This is a genomic window from uncultured Lutibacter sp. (assembly GCF_937891065.1).
Classification (GTDB): Bacteria; Bacteroidota; Bacteroidia; order Flavobacteriales; family Flavobacteriaceae; genus Lutibacter.
On sequence record NZ_CALAEQ010000262.1, the window covers coordinates 1 to 19,135 of the forward strand.

The window sequence follows — 19,135 nt, forward strand, 5'->3', positions numbered from 1 at the left end:
ATATTAAAATTTGAAATTAAAAGATTGGCGGTTGGCTTTAATTTCTTTTCAATTTGATTATAGTTAAAAGTACCATTTATAATACCTTTTAATTTTAAACTATCAATTTCAGGAGTAATACTTGAAAGTTTTACTTCTTTAAAATTAAAATGAATATCTTTTGAAATAGTATCCTTAATAACTCCATAAAACTCTAATTTTTCTTTACCTGTAGTCATCAAAAACGGGCTAATCGTATATGTTTTTGTTTCACTATCTAAAACTACTTTATTTTCAAAATTATTGGTAGGATTAATTATCCACTCATTATTTTTAAATATAACATTGGATTTTTGAACTCCAAAAACAGATTTATTATCCTTATTAAATGTATGGTAAAAAGATAATTTATAATCTTCAGTTTTTTCTATACCCCCTTTAAATTCAGTCCTAAAATATAAAGTATCATTTAGTGTAATATTCACTAACTGTATATCTGAAATATCATAATTACTGGTACTTATTTTATTTATAGAAAGTTGTGTATTAAATAGAGGATTTTGATTGTCTATTTGTAAATTTAAATCATCTATAATATTTTTATAAGCTTCTACTTTTGGTGATTTAATAGTTAACTTAAACAAATTATCATCAGAATTTATAGTTCCTCTAATTGATGAATTAGCTGAAAGTGTAATATCCGGATAAAAAACCTCCACAATTTTATTATGAATTTTAAACCTGAAATCTAAATATTGTCCAGATGATACTTTATGAGGTTTATAATTTGAATAAATACTACCAATTGAGTTTTGCGCTAATTTACCTAACTCATTAAATTTAAAAATTCCTTTTACATTTCCTTCAATTATTTCCGAAGAATTAACTGATATGTTTCTAACACTGTCTGTAAATGAAGATGTAACGTTAAAATCTTTAAAAAAATAATTTCCTTTTTGATTTGTGTATAAAGAGTTTTTAAAATCAATAGTTCCAACTAAATCATCAAAGGAATTTCCTTTTACTTTAATTTCAATATCACCTTTTACATTTGATATGCTATCTCTTTTAAAAATATTAATTGCATTTAAATCACAATAATCAATAATTGTTTTAAAATCGAATGTGAAAATATCTGATGAAAAATCTGCCAAACCATTAAAATTTAGCTTTAAATTATCATCGTTCACTTCCATTTCTCCATTAAAGTGTTTGCTTTTTACAACACCATTTATATTTATTCCTGCATAATTATATTTATTATATTCATATTTAGAAATAAGCCCTTTAACTGAAGTATTCATTTTTTCTAATGTAAATCCTTCTCCATCAACATCACCTTCAATAGAAAATTTTCCAACTAAAGGATTATTTGTGAATTTGCCTAAATCAAAGTCTATAACATTTATATGTCCAATATAAGATGCTGCGTCAATATTACTAATATTTGTTAATTCTAAATCTGATACGGTAGTTCCAATAGCTGTATTTAAAGTTAATTGAGCATTTATTAAATTTTCGGTTATATAAACATTCCCATTTATTGTAAACCTTCCAAATTTTTCAAAAGAGGATGGCAGTGTATTTCCCAATACGTTTGGCAACAATGTTTTTAAATGATAATAATCGGATGTTAAATTGGTTAAACTACCTTCTAAAGAAAATCCATTTTCTTGATTAAAAGAGTTTTTAAAATTTAAAGTCCCATTAATAATTGCATTTGCATCACTTTTTAACTGCAGGTTATGAGTTACAAAATTGTTTAATTTCCCGGTGATTTTTGTTGAAAAATGTATTTTATCTTCTGTTCCTAATTCACTGTAAAACTTATTTAAATCTATAAGAGACACATCAGCTTCTTTAACATCAGCTTCAATATTTACTAAATTATTGAAATCTGAAAAATCTTCTCTTACATAAGTAAATCTTATATCAGTTAAAATTGAGGAATCTTCGGTTTCTAATTGAGTGTTTAAAAAATTCATAAATGATTTTGTATATGTAAAATCACTTGTTAAACTTTTTACTTCAATTGAATGATTTTCAATAAAGCTTAATCCTTCTATTTTTGTAGAAACATTTGGGCCTTCAATTATAAAATTTTTAGCCCCACCATTAATATTTTTAAAAAATAAAGTTTTATTTTCCGGAAAATTAAAATCTATTACTTCAACATAACCTTTATTTAATTTCAAACTTGTTGCCGTTAATAGGAAACCTGATGGTTTATCACTAACAATTCCATCATCAAACTTATCAATAAAAACTGTTAAAGCATCATCTCTTTCACCTTGATAAGTATTTATATTAACTATAAAATTACTCAATGAAATTTGCCCAAATTCCAGTTTGCTATTCATCATATTTCGATAACTAAAAACTGAAGTCGCTAAATTTTGAGCGGAAATTAAAGTATCTCCATGGTGGTTAATAATTAATACATCCTTTAGCTTTACATTACCTAAAAAAGATAAATCAACTCTATCAATATTAATATTAACGTCAAACTCCGTATTTAAATAATTAGTAGCAGCTTTACCCAACTTAGTTTGTACTATTGGTAAAGACAAAATAATGCTTACCACTGCTGACAAAAGCAATAGTATCACTAAAATTCTAACAACTATTTTTTTAATTCGTTTGATATGAGTTAAATTTGCATTTTTATGGCAATTTTCGTGCCTTTATTTATTATTCTATATACTAAATGACTAAAAATAAATCAATTTATATTCTTGGTATTGAATCGTCTTGTGATGATACAAGTGCCGCTGTTATTTGCAACGGCAAAATATTGTCAAATGTTGTTGCTAACCAAGAAATTCATGCCAAATATGGCGGTGTTGTTCCAGAATTAGCATCTCGTGCACATCAACAAAATATTGTTCCTGTAATTCAACAAGCAATTCAGCAAGCAAATATCGACAAAAAAGACTTAAATGCCATAGCTTTTACGCGCGGACCTGGATTAATGGGTTCTTTATTAGTTGGAACCTCTTTTGCTAAGTCACTTTCTTTAGCTTTAAACATTCCTTTAATTGCTGTAAATCATATGCAAGGGCACGTTTTAGCTCATTTTATTGAAGAAGAAAATCAACAAAAACCTCCCTTTCCTTTTTTATGTTTAACAATTAGTGGAGGACATACTCAAATTGTAAAAATTACCAATTATTTTACAATGGAAGTTATTGGTGAAACTTTAGATGATGCCGTTGGTGAAGCCTACGATAAATCTGCCAAAATTCTTGGTTTACCATATCCTGGTGGACCATTAGTTGATAAATATGCAAATTTAGGAAATCCAAAAGCTTTTAAATTTACAAAACCTAAAGTTGATGGATTAAACTTTAGCTTCAGCGGTTTAAAAACTGCAATCTTATATTTTATTCAGAAAAAAGTAAAAGAAAACCCAAACTTTATTGAAGAAAATCTAAATGATATTTGTGCATCCATTCAATTTACAATTGTTGAAATTTTATTTGATAAACTAAAAAAAGCAGTAAAACAAACTGGCATAAATCATATTGCAATTGCGGGAGGTGTTAGTGCAAATTCAGAAATAAGAAAAGTCTTAAAATCTTATGAAGAAAAATTAGGTTGGACTACTTATATCCCGAAATTTGAATATACCACTGATAATGCAGGTATGATTGCTATTGTTGGCTATCTAAAATATTTAGAAAATGATTTTTCAAATGACGCAACTACTGCCACCGCCCGTTTAAAAGTGAGTGAAAATTAGAATAAATTATTTGCTAGAAATATCAATATTTTCAAATGAAATTTCTAGCAAATAATTAATTCTTATTTATATTTTATATTTTCTTAAAGCTTTTTTGTTTTGTCAATAAACTCTAATACCCCTAAAAAAAGCACTTTAATTAGCGTATCATTTGTTACAACTACTAGTTACTTTAAATAACTAGGGTTACTAGTAACAAATAACTTTAGTTTAAACTCAAAACAGCTACTAAATTAAAAATTTTAGCATAATAATCCAGCTAAAACATTGGTCATATGCTTTCCTAAAGTAACAAATTAAACAACTTTATTTAGAATATATAAAACGCCTTGTTATTTAAAAGTACATTTCAAGAAAAAACTCTTCGTATTACGAATAATTCTTTACTACCCGTTTTTAATAACTATTCATTAATATATTACTTTCTTACATTCCTATTATTAATAATATCATAAATTTTAACTTTAATTTTTGTAGCTACTTTTTGATTTAAGGAAAAATTTGCGGTCAAATGATATTTTAAATAAGCACACTTCAAAAATATAGTTTCATCTTTCATTTAAAAAAAAATGAAAAAATGAAATTCTCACATAACTAACTGAATATCACGTATGTTATATTGTAACATAAGTTACTGTGCAGAATAAATATGTATTAAGCTTCGTATGACAAATATCATACAAACAAAATAACACTGTCTTTAATTTTGCTGTAACAATTAATACATCAATTTAATTTAAATTACTTATAAAATGAAAAAAAGAACGAATTATTTCGTATTGCTTTTGTTTATAACAACGCTTTTGGTTAGTTATAATAGCAATGCACAAGACACAGAACAAACTACTAATTCTGAATTTGAATTATTAGTTGAATACCTAGAAGCTAATGGCAATTTTATTAATAGTGAATTAGCACCTGCTGTAGTTTTAGCATCAGAAATCAAAGACAACCTTAAAAACAGCAAATATCTTGTTTTAGATATTAGAAGTGAAGGTTGGTTTGATTATGGGCATATTAAAAATGCTACAAACATAAAAGCTGAGGAATTACTTAATTATTTTGAAAACGAAATTGACCCAAAAAGCTTTGATAAAATAACAATTGTATGTTATTCTGGCCAATCTGCAGCATATTACGCTGGCTTATTAAGATTAGCTGGTTACAATAATGTATTTAATTTGAAATGGGGAATGAGTTCTTGGGATGAAGAATTTGCAACAAATATTTGGTTGAAAAATTCAAAAGACACTTATATTGATAAACTTGAAACTACTTCAAATGAAATGTCTGAAGTTGACAACTTACCAATATTAAACACAGGTAAAACTACAGGTGAAGAAATCTTAAAAGAAAGAATTAAAGAAGTTTTTGCAAAACCTTACAAGGAATTTATTGTTAAAGTAGATTCTGCATTTACTAGCCCAAATGATTTTTACATAGTAAATTATGTAAGTGAAGAAAACCACAACTTTGGACACATACCAGGTGCTGTAAGATATCAACCTAGCACATCATTATCATCTACATCAAATTTATACACTTTACCTACTGATAAAAATATATTAGTAAACTGTGAAACTGGTTTTTCAGGTGCATTTACAGTTGCGTATTTAAATATACTTGGGTACAAAGCTTCAAACTTAGCTTACGGTTCTAATAGCTTTATGAATTCTGTTCTTATAGAAAAAGGATGGAATGGGTTTAGCGATCAAGAAGTAAACAGTTACCCAATTTCAGAATAAAATAAATTACCATCACAAACATCATAATATAAACATAAACAAACAAATCATGAAAAAATTATCATCATTATTAATAGGATTATTATTAGTACCAACACTTTTTTTAACGTCATGTGACAAAAGTGATGACATAGACGGACCTGTTGTAATAGTAGAACCTACTTTTACACTATTAAAAAATTATATGGTTGACAATCAACTAGATATAAACAATGTAATATCTACTACTGCAGGAGTAAAATTTGTAACAGGAGCACCTGCATTAGCAGATTATGATGCTGCTGCATATAAAGCAAAATATTACATCATGGATATTAGATCTGCAGCTGCATTTGCAACAAGCCATATAGACGGAGCTACAAATGTACCTTTTGCAGATATTTTAACATCAGCTGCTAACAATGGAGGCAAACAAATTTTAGTTGTTTGTTATACAGGACAAACAGCATGTTATGCAGCCGCATTATTACGTATGTATGGACATCCTACTGCACAAGCTTTAAAATGGGGTATGACAGGATGGTCTGATACAACTGATTCTTGGACAAGTAAAACTGGAAATGTAGGTTCTGATAATGCTGCTAACTGGTCATTTGGTTCTGCACCAGCTTTAAGTATTTATGACGAACCAGTATTAACTAGCTTAAGCACTGAAGGTTCTGAAATTCTAAGAAAAAGAGTTGAACTTGTTGTTTCTGAAGGTTTTAAAACTGCTTCAAATGCAGATGTAATGGCTTCACCTTCAAATTATTTCGTTAATAATTACTTTAGTGAAGGAGATTATACAGGATTTGGTCATGTAAAAGGTGCTCACAGACTTTTACCATTAACATTAGCGAATGGAGAATATAAAAATTTAGATAAATCAGCTAAAGTAGTTACATATTGCTATACTGGTCAAACTTCTGCTGTTGTAACAGCATGTTTAAGAGTTTTAGGTTATGATGCTTACAGTTTAACATTTGGTATGAATGGGTTAAGCCACAGTAGTTCACAATGGAGTTCAAACCAATGGGGTGTAGATAGCAAAACAAAAAATTTACCTTTAGTAAACTAATTAAATATTTAAAAATATCTAAAATTAAAGCTCTAAAAAACAACATTAAATTATAAAATGATGTTTTATAACCAATAAGTAATTACCGTTTTTTAGAGCTTTTTAATTAAAAAATGACAAAATGAAAACAAAAATAATTTTACTTTTTTCAATATTATTTGCATTACAATTTAATACAACTTTTGCACAAGGTTGTGAAGATGATGCACCAGTTGCTGGAGCTAGTGGAGTTCCTTCAACAAGTAGTTCAACAGTGTTTGGTTATATTCAACCACAGTACAACACTTATTTTACAGATAATGGTGAAAATACTTTTAATTTCAAACGTGCTAGACTTGGTGTAAGAGGTAGAGTAAATCGTTCTTTCTCATATTACGTAGTTTTAGAAACTAGTGCTTTTATTGGTGGTGGAGACGCTTACTTATTAGATGCATTTGTAACTTATGATAAAAATGAATGGGCTAAAATTTCTTTAGGATCATTTAAACAACCTTTTGGTAGAGAAGTAACAACTGCTTGTCATTCATTAACTACTATTGATAGATCAATTGTAGCTGATCAATTAGTTGCTCCACAAAGAGATATGGGTTTAATGTTATTAGGAGGAACAAAAGAAAGTAAATTCAAGTATTCTATAGCATTAATGAACGGAAGAGGTTTAGGAATTAATGACAATAATGAGAAAAAAGATGTAACTGGACGTGCTACATATCAATTATTAGATTTTATGAATGTTGGTGCAAGTTTTAGATACGGATACCCTAACAACGAAGATGATGACAGAACTACATACGGTATAGATGCATCAATTAATTATAACGCTTTTACTCTTCAAGGGGAGTACATTTATGATGAAGGTGATTACAATAGAGCTGCTGGTGGTGGTTGTGGTTCAGAACCTTTAGAATTAGGGAATAAAAGAGAAGGTGCTTATGTAATGGCTACATATGATATTAATGAAAAATTACAACCTGTATTCAAATATGAATATTTCGATCAAGATACTCAAATCGAAAAAATTGGTTACCAAGAAAGAATGACTGTTGGTTTAAATTACTTCTTTAACAAAAGCACTCGTTTTCAATTAAATTACCAAGCAAACATTGAAACATATAATAGTATTGACAATGATGCGCTTTTAATGCAAATGCAAATAAAATTCTAATTTGAATTTTAAAACATTTATACTTATTTGAAAAAATAAACTCCTGATAATTATCAGGAGTTTATTTTTTTAGTAAATGTAACTTTGGTTTCGTAATTTTGTAAAAAATAAATTTATGAATACCAATAAAGCAATCATTAGAGAAAAACTAAATGAATACTATTCTCAAATTTTCGAAAAAGAACTTATTGACGAAATTACAAATTTAGGTATTTATAGAACTATTGAAAGTGGTAATACCCTAATTGATATTGGCGATAATATGTCGCACATACCATTAATATTAAATGGAGCCATAAAAATTATAAGAGAAGACAAAAATGGTGATGAGATTACACTTTATTTTTTAGAAAAAGGTGATACCTGCGCAATTTCATTTGTAAATTGTATCAACAGAACAAAAAGCATGTTTAGAGGTGTCGCTGAGAAAGAAACTGAAGGTATTTTTGTTCCAGTTGATAAAGTGGATGACTGGCTAAAAAAATATGAGTCTTGGAGACATTTTATTATTGACAGCTACCATATTCGTTTAATTGAGATGGTTGAATCTATTGATAGTTTGGCTTTTATGAAATTAGATGATAGATTATTGAAATTTTTGACCGACAAAGTTAAAATAATGAAAGACAACGTGTTGGTTATAACTCACCAAGAAATTGCTGTAGATTTAAACACATCAAGAGTAGTCGTTTCCCGATTACTAAAAAAACTTGAAAATGAAGGAAAAGTTAAAATAAGAAGAAATAGAATTATAATTGATAATATTTAAAATTAACTAATCAGTTTCAAATAATCAGTTTCAGATATAATTGGGACCTTTAAACTCTCAGCTTTTGAGCGCTTACTTGGTCCCATATTTTCTCCAGCTACAATATAATTAGTCTTTTTAGAAATTGAACTAGCTACTTTCCCGCCGTTATCTTCAATAGATTTTTTTAGTTCATTTCTATCAAAATGTGTAAACACACCTGATACCACAAAAATTTTCCCTTGTAAAATCGTTGTTTTACCTTCTTGAGACTCTACAGATACTTCCAATTGAACACCATATTTTTTTAAACGCTCAATCAACTGTATACTCATTAAATTAGTTGAAAAATTTATAACACTTTCGGCAATCCTATCTCCAATTTCGTCAACTAAAATTAACTCTTCAAAAGAAGCATTCAATAAATTATCAATTGACTTAAAATGGTTTGCTAATTTTTTTGCCACAGTTTCTCCAACAAATCGAATTCCCAAAGCGAATAGCACTTTTTCAAAAGGTATTTCTTTTGACTTTTCAATACCAAAAATTATATTTTGAGCAGACTTTTCTGCCATACGCTCTAATGGAATTATTTGTTCTTCTTTTAATTCATACAAATCAGCATAATTATGAATTAGCCCTTCTTTATGCAACAACTCAACCGTTTCAGCTCCTAAACCATCAATATTCATAGCTTTTCTACTAATAAAGTGCTGAATTCTACCTGTAATTTGAGTTGGACAACCGTATTCATTTGGGCAATAATGTTTTGCATCACCAATTGTTCTAACTAATTCGGTATTACAATCTGGGCAATGTGTAATATAAACTGTTGGCTGAGAATTTAAAGGTCTTGCATTTAAATCTACACCAACAATTTTAGGTATAATTTCACCTCCTTTTTCAACAAAAACGGTATCGCCAACTCTAACATCCAATTTTTCAATTTGATCGGCATTATGCAATGAAGCTCTTTTCACAATAGTTCCTGCCAATTGTACGGGTTCTAAATTTGCTACAGGAGTTATAGCTCCGGTTCTACCAACTTGGTATGTTATTTCATTTAAAACAGTACTTTCTTGTTCCGTTTTAAATTTATAAGCAATAGCCCAGCGAGGAGATTTTGCTGTATAACCTAACTCATCTTGTTGGTGTAATGAATTCACTTTTATAACAACTCCATCTGTTTCATATGGAAGTTGGTGACGTTCTTCATCCCATTTTTCAATAAAATTAAAAACCTCATTTATAGTTGAACAAATTTTTATAGTATTTGGAATTTTAAAGCCTAACTTCTTAGCCATTCCCAAAGCCTCAAAATGTGTTTTATTCGGATTCTTATCAGCAACAATTTGGTATAATAAACAATCTAATGGGCGTTTGGCAACTTCGGCACTATCTTGTAATTTTAAACTTCCACTTGCTGTATTTCTTGGATTCATGTAAGGATCTTCGCCTGCTTCAATTTTATCTTCATTCATTTTATTAAAACCTTCCAACGGCAAAATAATTTCACCTCTAATTTCAAAATTATCTACAAAAGGTTCATTCAAAACAAGTGGTATAGATTTTATAGTTTTAATATTTGCTGTAACATCATCACCTTCAAAACCATCTCCTCTAGTAACCGCGCTAACCAAAATTCCTTTTTCATATGATAGATTAATAGAAGCTCCATCATATTTTAATTCACAGGTGAAATTTATTTCTTCAGTTTCTAAAATTTTATTAATACGCTTTTCCCAATCTAATAAATCTTCTTTTGAATATGAATTATCTAAAGAATACATCCTGTTTTTATGAACAACAGTTTTAAAATTTTTAGTTATTTCGCCTCCAACTCTTTGTGTTGGAGAATTAGCATCAAAAAATTGAGGGTTTTCAACTTCTAAATTTTCTAATTCTTTCAATTTTAAATCAAACTCAAAATCTGAAATAGTTGCATTATCTAATACATAATAATTATAATTATGTAATCGTAATTCAGCTCTAAGCTTATTTATTGTTTGTTCAATAGTTAATGCCATATTCAATTTATTTCTTTGCTAAAATAATCATATTTATTGAGATTTGTTAGTTAAACTAAAACTCCAATAAACTTCCAATTTCATCTAGCATATTGTAACAATTATTACAATGCATTATGATATTTGTCATAAATATCGTTATGCAACTTAAGTAGCTTTACATAGTGATAAAAGGAACAATAAAATGAAAGCATAATTAAACTACTGACAATGAAAAACTTACTTATTTTAGGTGCCGGAACAGCAGGTACAATGATGGCTAACCACTTAAGACCAAAACTTTATTCTAATGAATGGAATATTACAATAGTTGATCAATATAAGACTCATTATTATCAGCCAGGCTTCTTATTTCTTCCATTTGATACTTACACAGAAGACCAAGTGAAAAAAGTTGGGAAAAGGTTTATTCCAAGAAATGTAAATTATATTCAAAAAAAAATAGAAAAAATTCTTCCAAAAGAAAATAAGGTAGAACTAGAAGGTGAAACTTTAGATTATGATGTATTAATAATAGCGACAGGCTCAAAAATTGCACCTGAAGAAACTGAAGGTTTAATAGGTCCACTTTGGAAAAAAGATATTTTTGATTTTTACACTTATGAAGGTTCTTTAGCTTTACGTGACAAATTACGTGATTGGGAAGGTGGTAAATTAGTAGTTCATATAACTGAAATGCCTATTAAATGCCCAGTTGCTCCTTTAGAATTTGCATTTTTAGCCGATTCATATTTCCGTAAAAAAGGAATGAGAGAAAAAGTAGAGATTACCTACGTTACTCCATTAACTGGTGCTTTTACAAAACCTACTTGCTCTACAGCTTTGGCTTATTTGTTAAAAGAAAAAAATATTCATTTGGAATCTGATTTTGCCATACAACATGTAGATAATGACAAGAAAGAAATAGTAGATTATGAAGATAGAAAAATTCCTTTTGATTTATTAGTAACCATACCAACAAATATGGGAGATGAAGTTATAGAAAAATCAGGTTTAGGTGACGATTTAAACTTTATACCAACACATCATAACACTTTACAATCATTAGCGAATGAAAACATTTTTGTTATAGGTGATGCAACTAATGTTCCGGCTTCTAAAGCAGGATCAGTTGCTCATTTCCAAGCTGAAACTTTAACCGATAATATTCTTTTATATATGGATGGATTTCCATTAAAGAAAGAATTTGATGGCCATGCAAACTGTTTTATTGAAACTGGAAATAACAAAGCTTTATTAATAGATTTTAATTACGTTACTGAACCAGTTCATGGGAATTTCCCTTTTGCAAAAATTGGACCTTTAAAGTTATTAAAAGAAAGTGTATTGAACCATTGGGGAAAATTAGCTTTTAGATGGATTTATTGGAATATGTTGTTAAAAGGTATTGCAATTCCATTTGTTTCAAGAAACATGAGCTTTAAAGGAAAAGTATTTGATATTAAACCAGATATAAAAGAATAATTATTAACTTTAAATAAAATAAAAACAACATATTATGCCAATAAAAACTATAGCAGGAGTAGATTTAAACATTTCAGAAGAAGGATATTTAGAAGATATGACTCAATGGAATGAAGAAATTGCAAAAGAAATTGCAAGTGAAATAGGAATTGAATTAACACCTAAACATTTTGAGGTTATCAATTACTTACGTGAAAAAACAGCAGCCAAAGAAGCTTTAACAATTAGACAAGTAGGAAAGTCTGGTATTGTTGATATTAAAGGATTGTATGTGTTATTCCCAAAAGGACCTTTAAAATTCTCATCAAAAATAGCAGGAATACCTAAACCAACAAGTTGTATCTAATTTAAAAAAATTAAAAAAATGGAGTCAAAAGAAAAAAAACCGTTAGAAAAGGTTTGTATTATATGTGCTAAAGGAAATTTAGAGGATGTTTATGCAACATTAGTAATGGCTAATGGAGCTGTAATGGAAGGAATAGAAACCAATGTATTTTTCACTTTTTTTGGGCTAGATGGAATCACAAAAAAAACAATGAATAATTTACACACAGCAACAACTGGAAACCCAGCTATGCGTATGCCAGGTGGATTACCTTTCCCTACTATGCTTGGTGGATTACCAGGAGTAGAGTCTGCTGTATCTGGTATGATGCGTAAACAAATGGGAGAATTAGATATGCCACCAGTAGATGAATTCTTAGAAATGATTACTGCCGGAGGTGGTACAATTTACGCTTGTAAATTGGCAATTGATATGTTTAAACTGAAAAAAGAAGATTTATCTTCTGAGGTTAAAGACATTATCACTATTGGTCAATTTTATGAATTATGTGATGGTGACAGAACACAAATTATATTTACTTAATCCTTTTCATTAAAGAATAAAAAGCCAAATCAATTCATTGATTTGGCTTTTTTTATTTATATACTTTATGAAAAATTACACTTGCTAACAATACTAATAATAAGCAAATCTTCTTACTTGTGAAATATATCTTGCCAATCTAATAACTTGGTGTGTATACCCATATTCATTATCATACCAAACATATAAAACAACATTCTTACCATCATTATTAGAGATAGTAGCATTACTATCAAAAATAGCTGGTGCAGATGTACCAACAATATCTGACGAAACCAATTCATTACTAAATGAATATCTTATTTGTTCAACCAAATTACCTTCTAAACAATATTTTTTCAATGTTGTATTAATTGTTTCTTTACTTGCCGCATTTTCTAGGCGAAGATTTAAAATTGCTAAAGAACCATTTGGAACAGGAACACGAATTGCATTTGAAGTTAATTTACCTTCAAATGAAGGCAATGCTTTAGAAACTGCACTTCCAGCTCCAGTTTCAGTAATTACCATGTTTAATGCAGCTGCTCTTCCTCTTCTATATTTTTTATGAAAATTATCTACTAAATTTTGATCGTTAGTATATGCATGAATAGTTTCTAAATGCCCATTAATTACTCCGAAATTATCTTCAATTACCTTTAAAACAGGAGTTATAGCATTTGTAGTGCAAGAGGCGGCTGAAAATATATTCACTTTATTTGGATCATAGTTTGCATGATTTACACCATAAACAATATTAGGAACTCCTTTTCCTGGTGCTGTTAATAATACTTTTGCGATTCCTTTTGCTTTTAAATGTCTTCCTAAAGCTTCTTCATCTCTAAAAGCGCCCGTATTATCTATAACTAAAGCATCAGAAATTCCATAAGAAGTATAATTAATTTCTTCAGGAGTATTTGCTGAAATCATATGAACTGTGGTCCCATTAATTATTAAAGCCTTTTTATCAATATCCACTCGTACAGTACCATGAAAATCACCATGAATAGAATCATTTCTTAACAATGAAGCTCTTTTTTCTAAAACAGATTCAGATATTTCTCCTCTCGTAACAATTGCTCTCAATCGCATTAAGTTTCCTTTCCCTGTTCGTGCCATTAATTCACGTGCTAATAAACGACCTATTCTTCCAAAACCATAAAGAACAACATCTTTAGCTTCAATTTCACTGGAGTTTTTGGCATCTTTTAATTTCAATTCAACAAATTTCGGTATAGAATGCTCATTGTTCTCTAATTGAAATTCATACACTAATTTGCCTATATCAATTTTTGAAGGAGGTAATTTATGATTTTTAATTTCCTTAGCAATTTCTACAGCATCAAAAATTGAAATTGGTTTTTCTACAAAATCACTAGCATATTCTACCAAATTAAGTAGTTCACTAACATTTCTATCTAACAGTTGATTCCTAAATAAAATTAATTCAACTGTATCATCATACCACAAATCACTAATAATTCTAATAAATTCTACAGTTGCTCTTCTTCTGTCTGCTTGAAAAGCTAGCTCTTTTTCGTAAAGTTCGTTAAATGACATTTTGAGTTTTGTTATTTAAATTTTCAGCAAAAGTACCTATTTCAAACGTTTTCGCAAACCTTTTACCCATAAAAAAAACCTCTCAAATTTTGAGAGGTTTTTAAAACATTTAAAAATATTATCTAAAAATATAACGCTCCGTTTCACCTTTTAAATTTAACATTTCAATACGCAATACTTCATCATTGGTTTTATTTGCAATCATATCGTTTACATCATCAACTGAAATAACTTTTTTATTATTAATAGCTGTAATTACATATCCGTTTTTAACTCCATAATACAACAATTCTTTATTAGAAATAGCTGTTATTTTTACACCGTTAGCTATATCTAATTTCTTTAATTCACTTTTATCTAAATTTTTCAATTCTAATCCTATAGCTGAAATTTTACTTTTTTCATTTTTAGTTAATATTACATTTACTATTTTTTGTTTACCATCTCTTAAAAAAGTTACTTCAACAACATCATTAGGTCTTTTAGTTCTTAAAAAACCTTGTAAATCAGCAAACGTAGAAATTTTTACTTCATTTAATTTAATTATAATATCATTTTGCTTCAAACCTACTTTTTGAGCACCTGAATTCTCTACAATTCCTGAAATATAATAACCTTCAGTATCGGCTATTTTTAATTCTTCAGCTACCTTATTATTAAGTTCACCACCATACACACCCAACACTGCCTTTTGAACATTCCCAAATTCCATTAAATCTTCAACAACTTTTTTAGCTATGCTTGAAGGAACCGCAAAAGAATACCCAATAAAAGATCCTGTTTGAGAGGAAATTGCTGTATTAATCCCAATTAATTCACCTCTAGTATTTACCAAAGCACCACCACTATTTCCTGGGTTTACGGCTGCATCTGTTTGAATAAACGAGTCTACACCCTTATTCCCGTCTAAATCTCTACCTTTTGCACTTATAATTCCTGCGGTTACTGTTGATGTTAAATTATAAGGATTTCCTACAGCCAATACCCACTCACCTACTTTTATACTATTAGAATCTCCAAAAGTAACATACGCTAAACCTGTTGCTTCAACTTTTAACAAAGCAATATCATTCGTTGCGTCAGTTCCAATTAATTTAGCTTTATAGTTCTTTTTATTATTTAAAGTTATTTCAATTTCAGTAGCGTTTTTAATAACATGGTTATTAGTAATAATATATCCATCAGAAGAAATTACCACTCCACTACCAGTTCCTACTTGAGAATATTGTTTAGCTCCACTTCCCTGACCATAAAAAAATTCTGCTCGAGGATCTCGTATAGTCTTATAAAATGTGTTTTTAACGTGTACTACCGAATTTAGTGTTTTTTCAGCGGCAACAGTGAAATCTGTATTTTCTGTTGAGGCAACCATCGTGTTTTTATAATTTACAGGAAAAGCACCAACTAAAGAGTCGTTCGATTTTTGAATAATAATTTGAGGCTTTTCAATAAATAATTTATACGTACCTAATGTGAGAGCTCCTCCAATGGCAGAAAACAATATAATGCTTGCTATTTTTTTCATATTTAAAGATTTAATAAAATAATAACCCAAAATTAATACAATATTGTATTCGTAAAAATGCTTTAACTGTTTATTAACGCTGTTTTAACTCATTTTAACATTTTAAATCGAGCTATAAATTTTTAGTTAAAAATTCAATGAATTTATTACATTTGCATTAATGAAAATACATTTTTACAAATATCAAGGAGCAGGAAATGATTTTATTATGATTAATAATAGAAACAATACGTTTCCAAAAAATGATATAAAACTAATTAGTAAATTGTGTGATAGACGATTTGGTATTGGTGCAGATGGATTAATTTTATTAGAATCTTCAGATAAAAGCGATTTTACGATGGTGTATTTTAATGCAGATGGTAATGTAAGTACTATGTGCGGAAATGGTGGAAGATGCATAGTGGCTTTTGCTAAACAATTAAGTATTGTTAAAAATGAAACTACTTTTGATGCAGTTGATGGGTTTCATTTTGCCTCCATTAAAAATGACATAGTAAATTTACAGATGGGTGATGTTGATACTGTTGCAGAATTTGAAAATTATTCATTTTTAAATACGGGATCACCACATCATGTTAGTTTTAGTGACAAAATTTCAAATATAAATGTAAAAGAAGAAGGTGCTAAAATAAGATACGGAGCTCCCTATTTTAAGGAAGGCACTAACGTAAATTTTGCAGAACAAATTTCAGATAATTCATTTAAAGTTAGAACCTACGAACGTGGCGTTGAAGATGAAACTTTAGCCTGCGGCACTGGAGTTACTGCCGTTGCATTAGCCGCTAATAAATTAAATAAAACAACTGCAAACAACATAAATATTGAAGTTTTAGGAGGGCATTTAGAAGTTTCATTTAAAAGAGAAGGGAATTCCTATACAAATGTATTTTTAAAAGGTCCTGCTCAATTTGTTTTTGAAGGAAATATTACTATTTAATGGCAACTTTACTAGGAGAAAATATCAACTTACGTGCTTTAGAGCCTGAAGATTTAGACTTTTTATTTTCAATAGAAAATGATGAATCATTTTGGGAATTAAGTAGTACGCAAGCACCGTATTCAAAACATATTTTACAAAAGTATATTGAAAACTCACATCAAGATATTTATGAAGCAAAACAATATCGATTTGTGATTTGTGACATTAATAATACACCTGTTGGATTGATTGATTTATTTGAATTTAATCCCCTTCACAAACGTGTAGGTATTGGAATTTTAATTACCTCTAAAAATCAAACAAAAAGATACGGTTTTGAAGCCTTAGAAATGGTTATTGATTATGCTTTTACTTACTTAAATGTGCATCAAATTTTTGCAAATATTACTTCAGATAATTTAAAGAGTATTTCACTTTTTGAAAAATGTAATTTTAAAAAAGTAGGGACAAAAAAAGATTGGATATATTCAAATACCAATTTTAAAGATGAAATCTTATACCAATTAATAAAAAACACTAATGAATCTTAAACAACTATTTATATTAATTTTTAGTTTAATACTAATAATTGGAGGAGTGTTAGCATTTAACTTTTATAATAAAATATACAAGTCAAATACTACAAAAGAGGGTTTTTTATATATTCCAACAAATAGTAATTTTGAAGATGTTGAAAATCTAATTCGTCCATTTTTAAAAAGGACACAGCCATTTATTTGGGTTTCTAACAAAAAAAACTATCCAAATTCGATAAAACCTGGAAAATTTCACATTTCAAAAGGAATGAATAATAATAGTTTGGTTAATTTATTACGAAGTGGAAAACAAACAACTGTTAAATTATCATTTAATAACCAAGATACCTTCGAAAAATTTGCTGGTAGAATTTCTGAACAAATTGAAGCTGATTCTATTTCTCTTTTATCTACTTTAACCAATCCTTCATTTATATCTGAGGCTGGTTTTAATGTAAATAACGCAATTGGAATGTATATTCCAAATACCTATGAATTTTATTGGAATACTTCCGCAGAAGAATTTAGAAATAAAATGCTTAATGAGTACCATAAGTTTTGGAATACTTCACGCATAGAAAAAGCTAAAAACTTAAGTTTATCAAAAAATGAAGTTATAATACTCGCTTCAATTGTTCAAAAAGAAACAGCTTCTGTAAGTGAAAGACCAATGGTAGCCGGACTCTATTTAAACAGATTAAAAGATAAATGGCCATTGCAAGCAGATCCTACCATTATTTTTGCTATAAAAAAGAAACTTGGAAATGATACAATAATCAAAAGGGTTTTAACTAAAGATTTACAAATTAACTCACCATACAATACCTATATTAATAATGGGTTACCTCCTGGTCCAATTGCGATGCCTGATATATCTTCTATTGATGCTGTGCTAAATCCAGCAATGCATGAGTTTTATTATATGTGTGCAAGTATTACTACTGCTGGCAGACATGAATTTGCAAAAACATTAGCTCAACACAATAAAAACGCTATTAAATACCAGTCATGGCTTAGTAAGCAAGGTGTAAATAGGTAACATATCAAATCACTACTTCACAAAGTGATTATACTTTCTTAATCATTTTAACATAAATAATCTTAAACTATTCACTTTTATCAACAAAATCACACATTTGTTAACAATTTGTTAATTTAAAAAATAAATTAGTATATTTATTGTCAAATTAAAAAGATACTGTACATTTGCACCCGGAAATTTAGAAGGTAATTAACACCTATAAATTATGAAAAAAGTAATAGTAATTTTTGGTTTATTGATCTTAGGAGCTATAATATCTAGTTTTTCTAAAGACGAAAAAACCCTGAACAAAAGCATTTCTCTTATTAAAGAAATCAGCTCAGTTCCTACTGAAAAAGAAATTATACCTCATTATTATAACATTCCATTTGTAGGTAATTCATTTAACGGATTCAAAGAAGCAGTTGCTTTTAAAGAATCTCAAGGAGATTATAATGTTGTTAACACACTAGGTTATTTAGGTAAGTATCAATTTGGAAGATCTACCTTAAAAAGATTTAAAATTCACGATACTCAACTATTTTTAAATACTCCTGAATTACAGGAAGATGCTTTTATAGCACTTTGTTCTGTAAATAAATGGATATTAAGAAAAGATATTAAACGTAGCGTTGGAAAAAACATAAATGGTATTAAAATTACTGAATCTGGTATTCTTGCAGCTGCACACTTATCTGGAGCAGGAAATGTAAAAAAATATCTTAGAAGTAACGGTGAAGACAGATTTAAAGATGCCTACGGTTCTTCAATTCAACACTACTTAAAAGAATTTTCAG

15 protein-coding genes and 1 pseudogene are annotated in these 19,135 nt (G+C 28.6%); 12 read left to right on the forward strand and 4 right to left on the reverse strand.

Annotated features, from left to right (window positions below):
* Positions 1-2,579 (reverse strand): annotated as a pseudogene (locus Q0352_RS13740) (translocation/assembly module TamB); the annotation flags it as partial.
* A 107-nt stretch (positions 2,580-2,686) separates the two neighbouring features.
* Between Q0352_RS13740 and tsaD the strand changes: the two are divergent.
* The 5 genes from tsaD to Q0352_RS13765 all read left to right on the forward strand — a co-directional run bounded on the left by tsaD (position 2,687) and on the right by Q0352_RS13765 (position 8,457).
* Entirely contained in the window at positions 2,687-3,721 is a 1,035-nt protein-coding gene (gene tsaD / locus Q0352_RS13745; protein ID WP_299528427.1) for a tRNA (adenosine(37)-N6)-threonylcarbamoyltransferase complex transferase subunit TsaD, read from the forward strand.
* A gap of 752 nt (positions 3,722-4,473) precedes the next feature.
* Complete coding sequence (locus Q0352_RS13750; protein WP_299528429.1) at positions 4,474-5,466, forward strand: rhodanese-like domain-containing protein; 993 nt, start codon at positions 4,474-4,476, stop codon at positions 5,464-5,466.
* Between the two features lie 49 nt (positions 5,467-5,515).
* On the forward strand, positions 5,516-6,523 hold the full coding sequence (locus tag Q0352_RS13755) for a rhodanese-like domain-containing protein (RefSeq protein WP_299528431.1): 1,008 nt from the start codon (positions 5,516-5,518) through the stop codon (positions 6,521-6,523).
* Between the two features lie 121 nt (positions 6,524-6,644).
* Positions 6,645-7,688 (forward strand): porin, encoded by a 1,044-nt coding sequence (locus Q0352_RS13760; protein ID WP_299528433.1) that lies wholly within the window; start codon positions 6,645-6,647, stop codon positions 7,686-7,688.
* 115 nt (positions 7,689-7,803) lie between these two features.
* A complete protein-coding gene (locus Q0352_RS13765; protein WP_299528435.1) occupies positions 7,804-8,457 on the forward strand; it encodes a Crp/Fnr family transcriptional regulator in 654 nt (217 codons plus the stop codon).
* A 2-nt stretch (positions 8,458-8,459) separates the two neighbouring features.
* Here the strand turns inward: Q0352_RS13765 and ligA are convergent, their stop codons facing one another.
* Positions 8,460-10,463, reverse strand: coding sequence for an NAD-dependent DNA ligase LigA (ligA, locus tag Q0352_RS13770; protein ID WP_299528437.1), 2,004 nt, complete (start codon positions 10,461-10,463; stop codon positions 8,460-8,462).
* Between the two features lie 210 nt (positions 10,464-10,673).
* Between ligA and Q0352_RS13775 the strand changes: the two genes are divergently transcribed.
* Genes Q0352_RS13775 through Q0352_RS13785 form a run of 3 tightly spaced genes read left to right on the forward strand, consistent with a single transcriptional unit; the run spans position 10,674 to position 12,795 of the window.
* The gene (locus tag Q0352_RS13775) at positions 10,674-11,927 is read left to right on the forward strand and encodes an FAD/NAD(P)-binding oxidoreductase (RefSeq protein WP_299528439.1); all 1,254 of its coding nucleotides are present in this window, start codon (positions 10,674-10,676) and stop codon (positions 11,925-11,927) included.
* Between the two features lie 34 nt (positions 11,928-11,961).
* Positions 11,962-12,273, forward strand: coding sequence for a TusE/DsrC/DsvC family sulfur relay protein (locus tag Q0352_RS13780; protein ID WP_299528441.1), 312 nt, complete (start codon positions 11,962-11,964; stop codon positions 12,271-12,273).
* Between the two features lie 18 nt (positions 12,274-12,291).
* Positions 12,292-12,795 carry a DsrE/DsrF/DrsH-like family protein gene (locus tag Q0352_RS13785; RefSeq protein WP_299528443.1) on the forward strand — a complete coding sequence of 168 codons (504 nt, stop codon included), beginning with the start codon at positions 12,292-12,294 and terminating at the stop codon, positions 12,793-12,795.
* Positions 12,796-12,888: 93 nt separating this feature from the next.
* Here the strand turns inward: Q0352_RS13785 and Q0352_RS13790 are convergent, their stop codons facing one another.
* Positions 12,889-14,334, reverse strand: coding sequence for a glyceraldehyde-3-phosphate dehydrogenase (locus Q0352_RS13790; protein ID WP_299528445.1), 1,446 nt, complete (start codon positions 14,332-14,334; stop codon positions 12,889-12,891).
* Between the two features lie 118 nt (positions 14,335-14,452).
* A complete protein-coding gene (locus Q0352_RS13795; protein WP_299528446.1) occupies positions 14,453-15,859 on the reverse strand; it encodes a trypsin-like peptidase domain-containing protein in 1,407 nt (468 codons plus the stop codon).
* 160 nt (positions 15,860-16,019) lie between these two features.
* Here Q0352_RS13795 and dapF point away from each other — a divergent pair, with 160 nt between their 5' ends.
* The 4 genes from dapF to Q0352_RS13815 all read left to right on the forward strand — a co-directional run.
* Positions 16,020-16,799 carry a diaminopimelate epimerase gene (dapF, locus tag Q0352_RS13800; RefSeq protein WP_299528447.1) on the forward strand — a complete coding sequence of 260 codons (780 nt, stop codon included), beginning with the start codon at positions 16,020-16,022 and terminating at the stop codon, positions 16,797-16,799.
* The gene (locus Q0352_RS13805; protein WP_299528448.1) at positions 16,799-17,332 is read left to right on the forward strand and encodes a GNAT family protein; all 534 of its coding nucleotides are present in this window, start codon (positions 16,799-16,801) and stop codon (positions 17,330-17,332) included. The genes dapF and Q0352_RS13805 overlap by 1 nt, the downstream gene beginning before the upstream one ends.
* Positions 17,322-18,356 carry an endolytic transglycosylase MltG gene (gene mltG / locus Q0352_RS13810; RefSeq protein ID WP_299528449.1) on the forward strand — a complete coding sequence of 345 codons (1,035 nt, stop codon included), beginning with the start codon at positions 17,322-17,324 and terminating at the stop codon, positions 18,354-18,356. Before Q0352_RS13805 ends, mltG begins: the two co-directional genes overlap by 11 nt.
* Before the next feature lie 208 nt (positions 18,357-18,564).
* A partial coding sequence (locus Q0352_RS13815) for a peptidoglycan-binding protein LysM (RefSeq protein WP_299528450.1) occupies positions 18,565-19,135 on the forward strand: 571 nt, incomplete at its 3' end.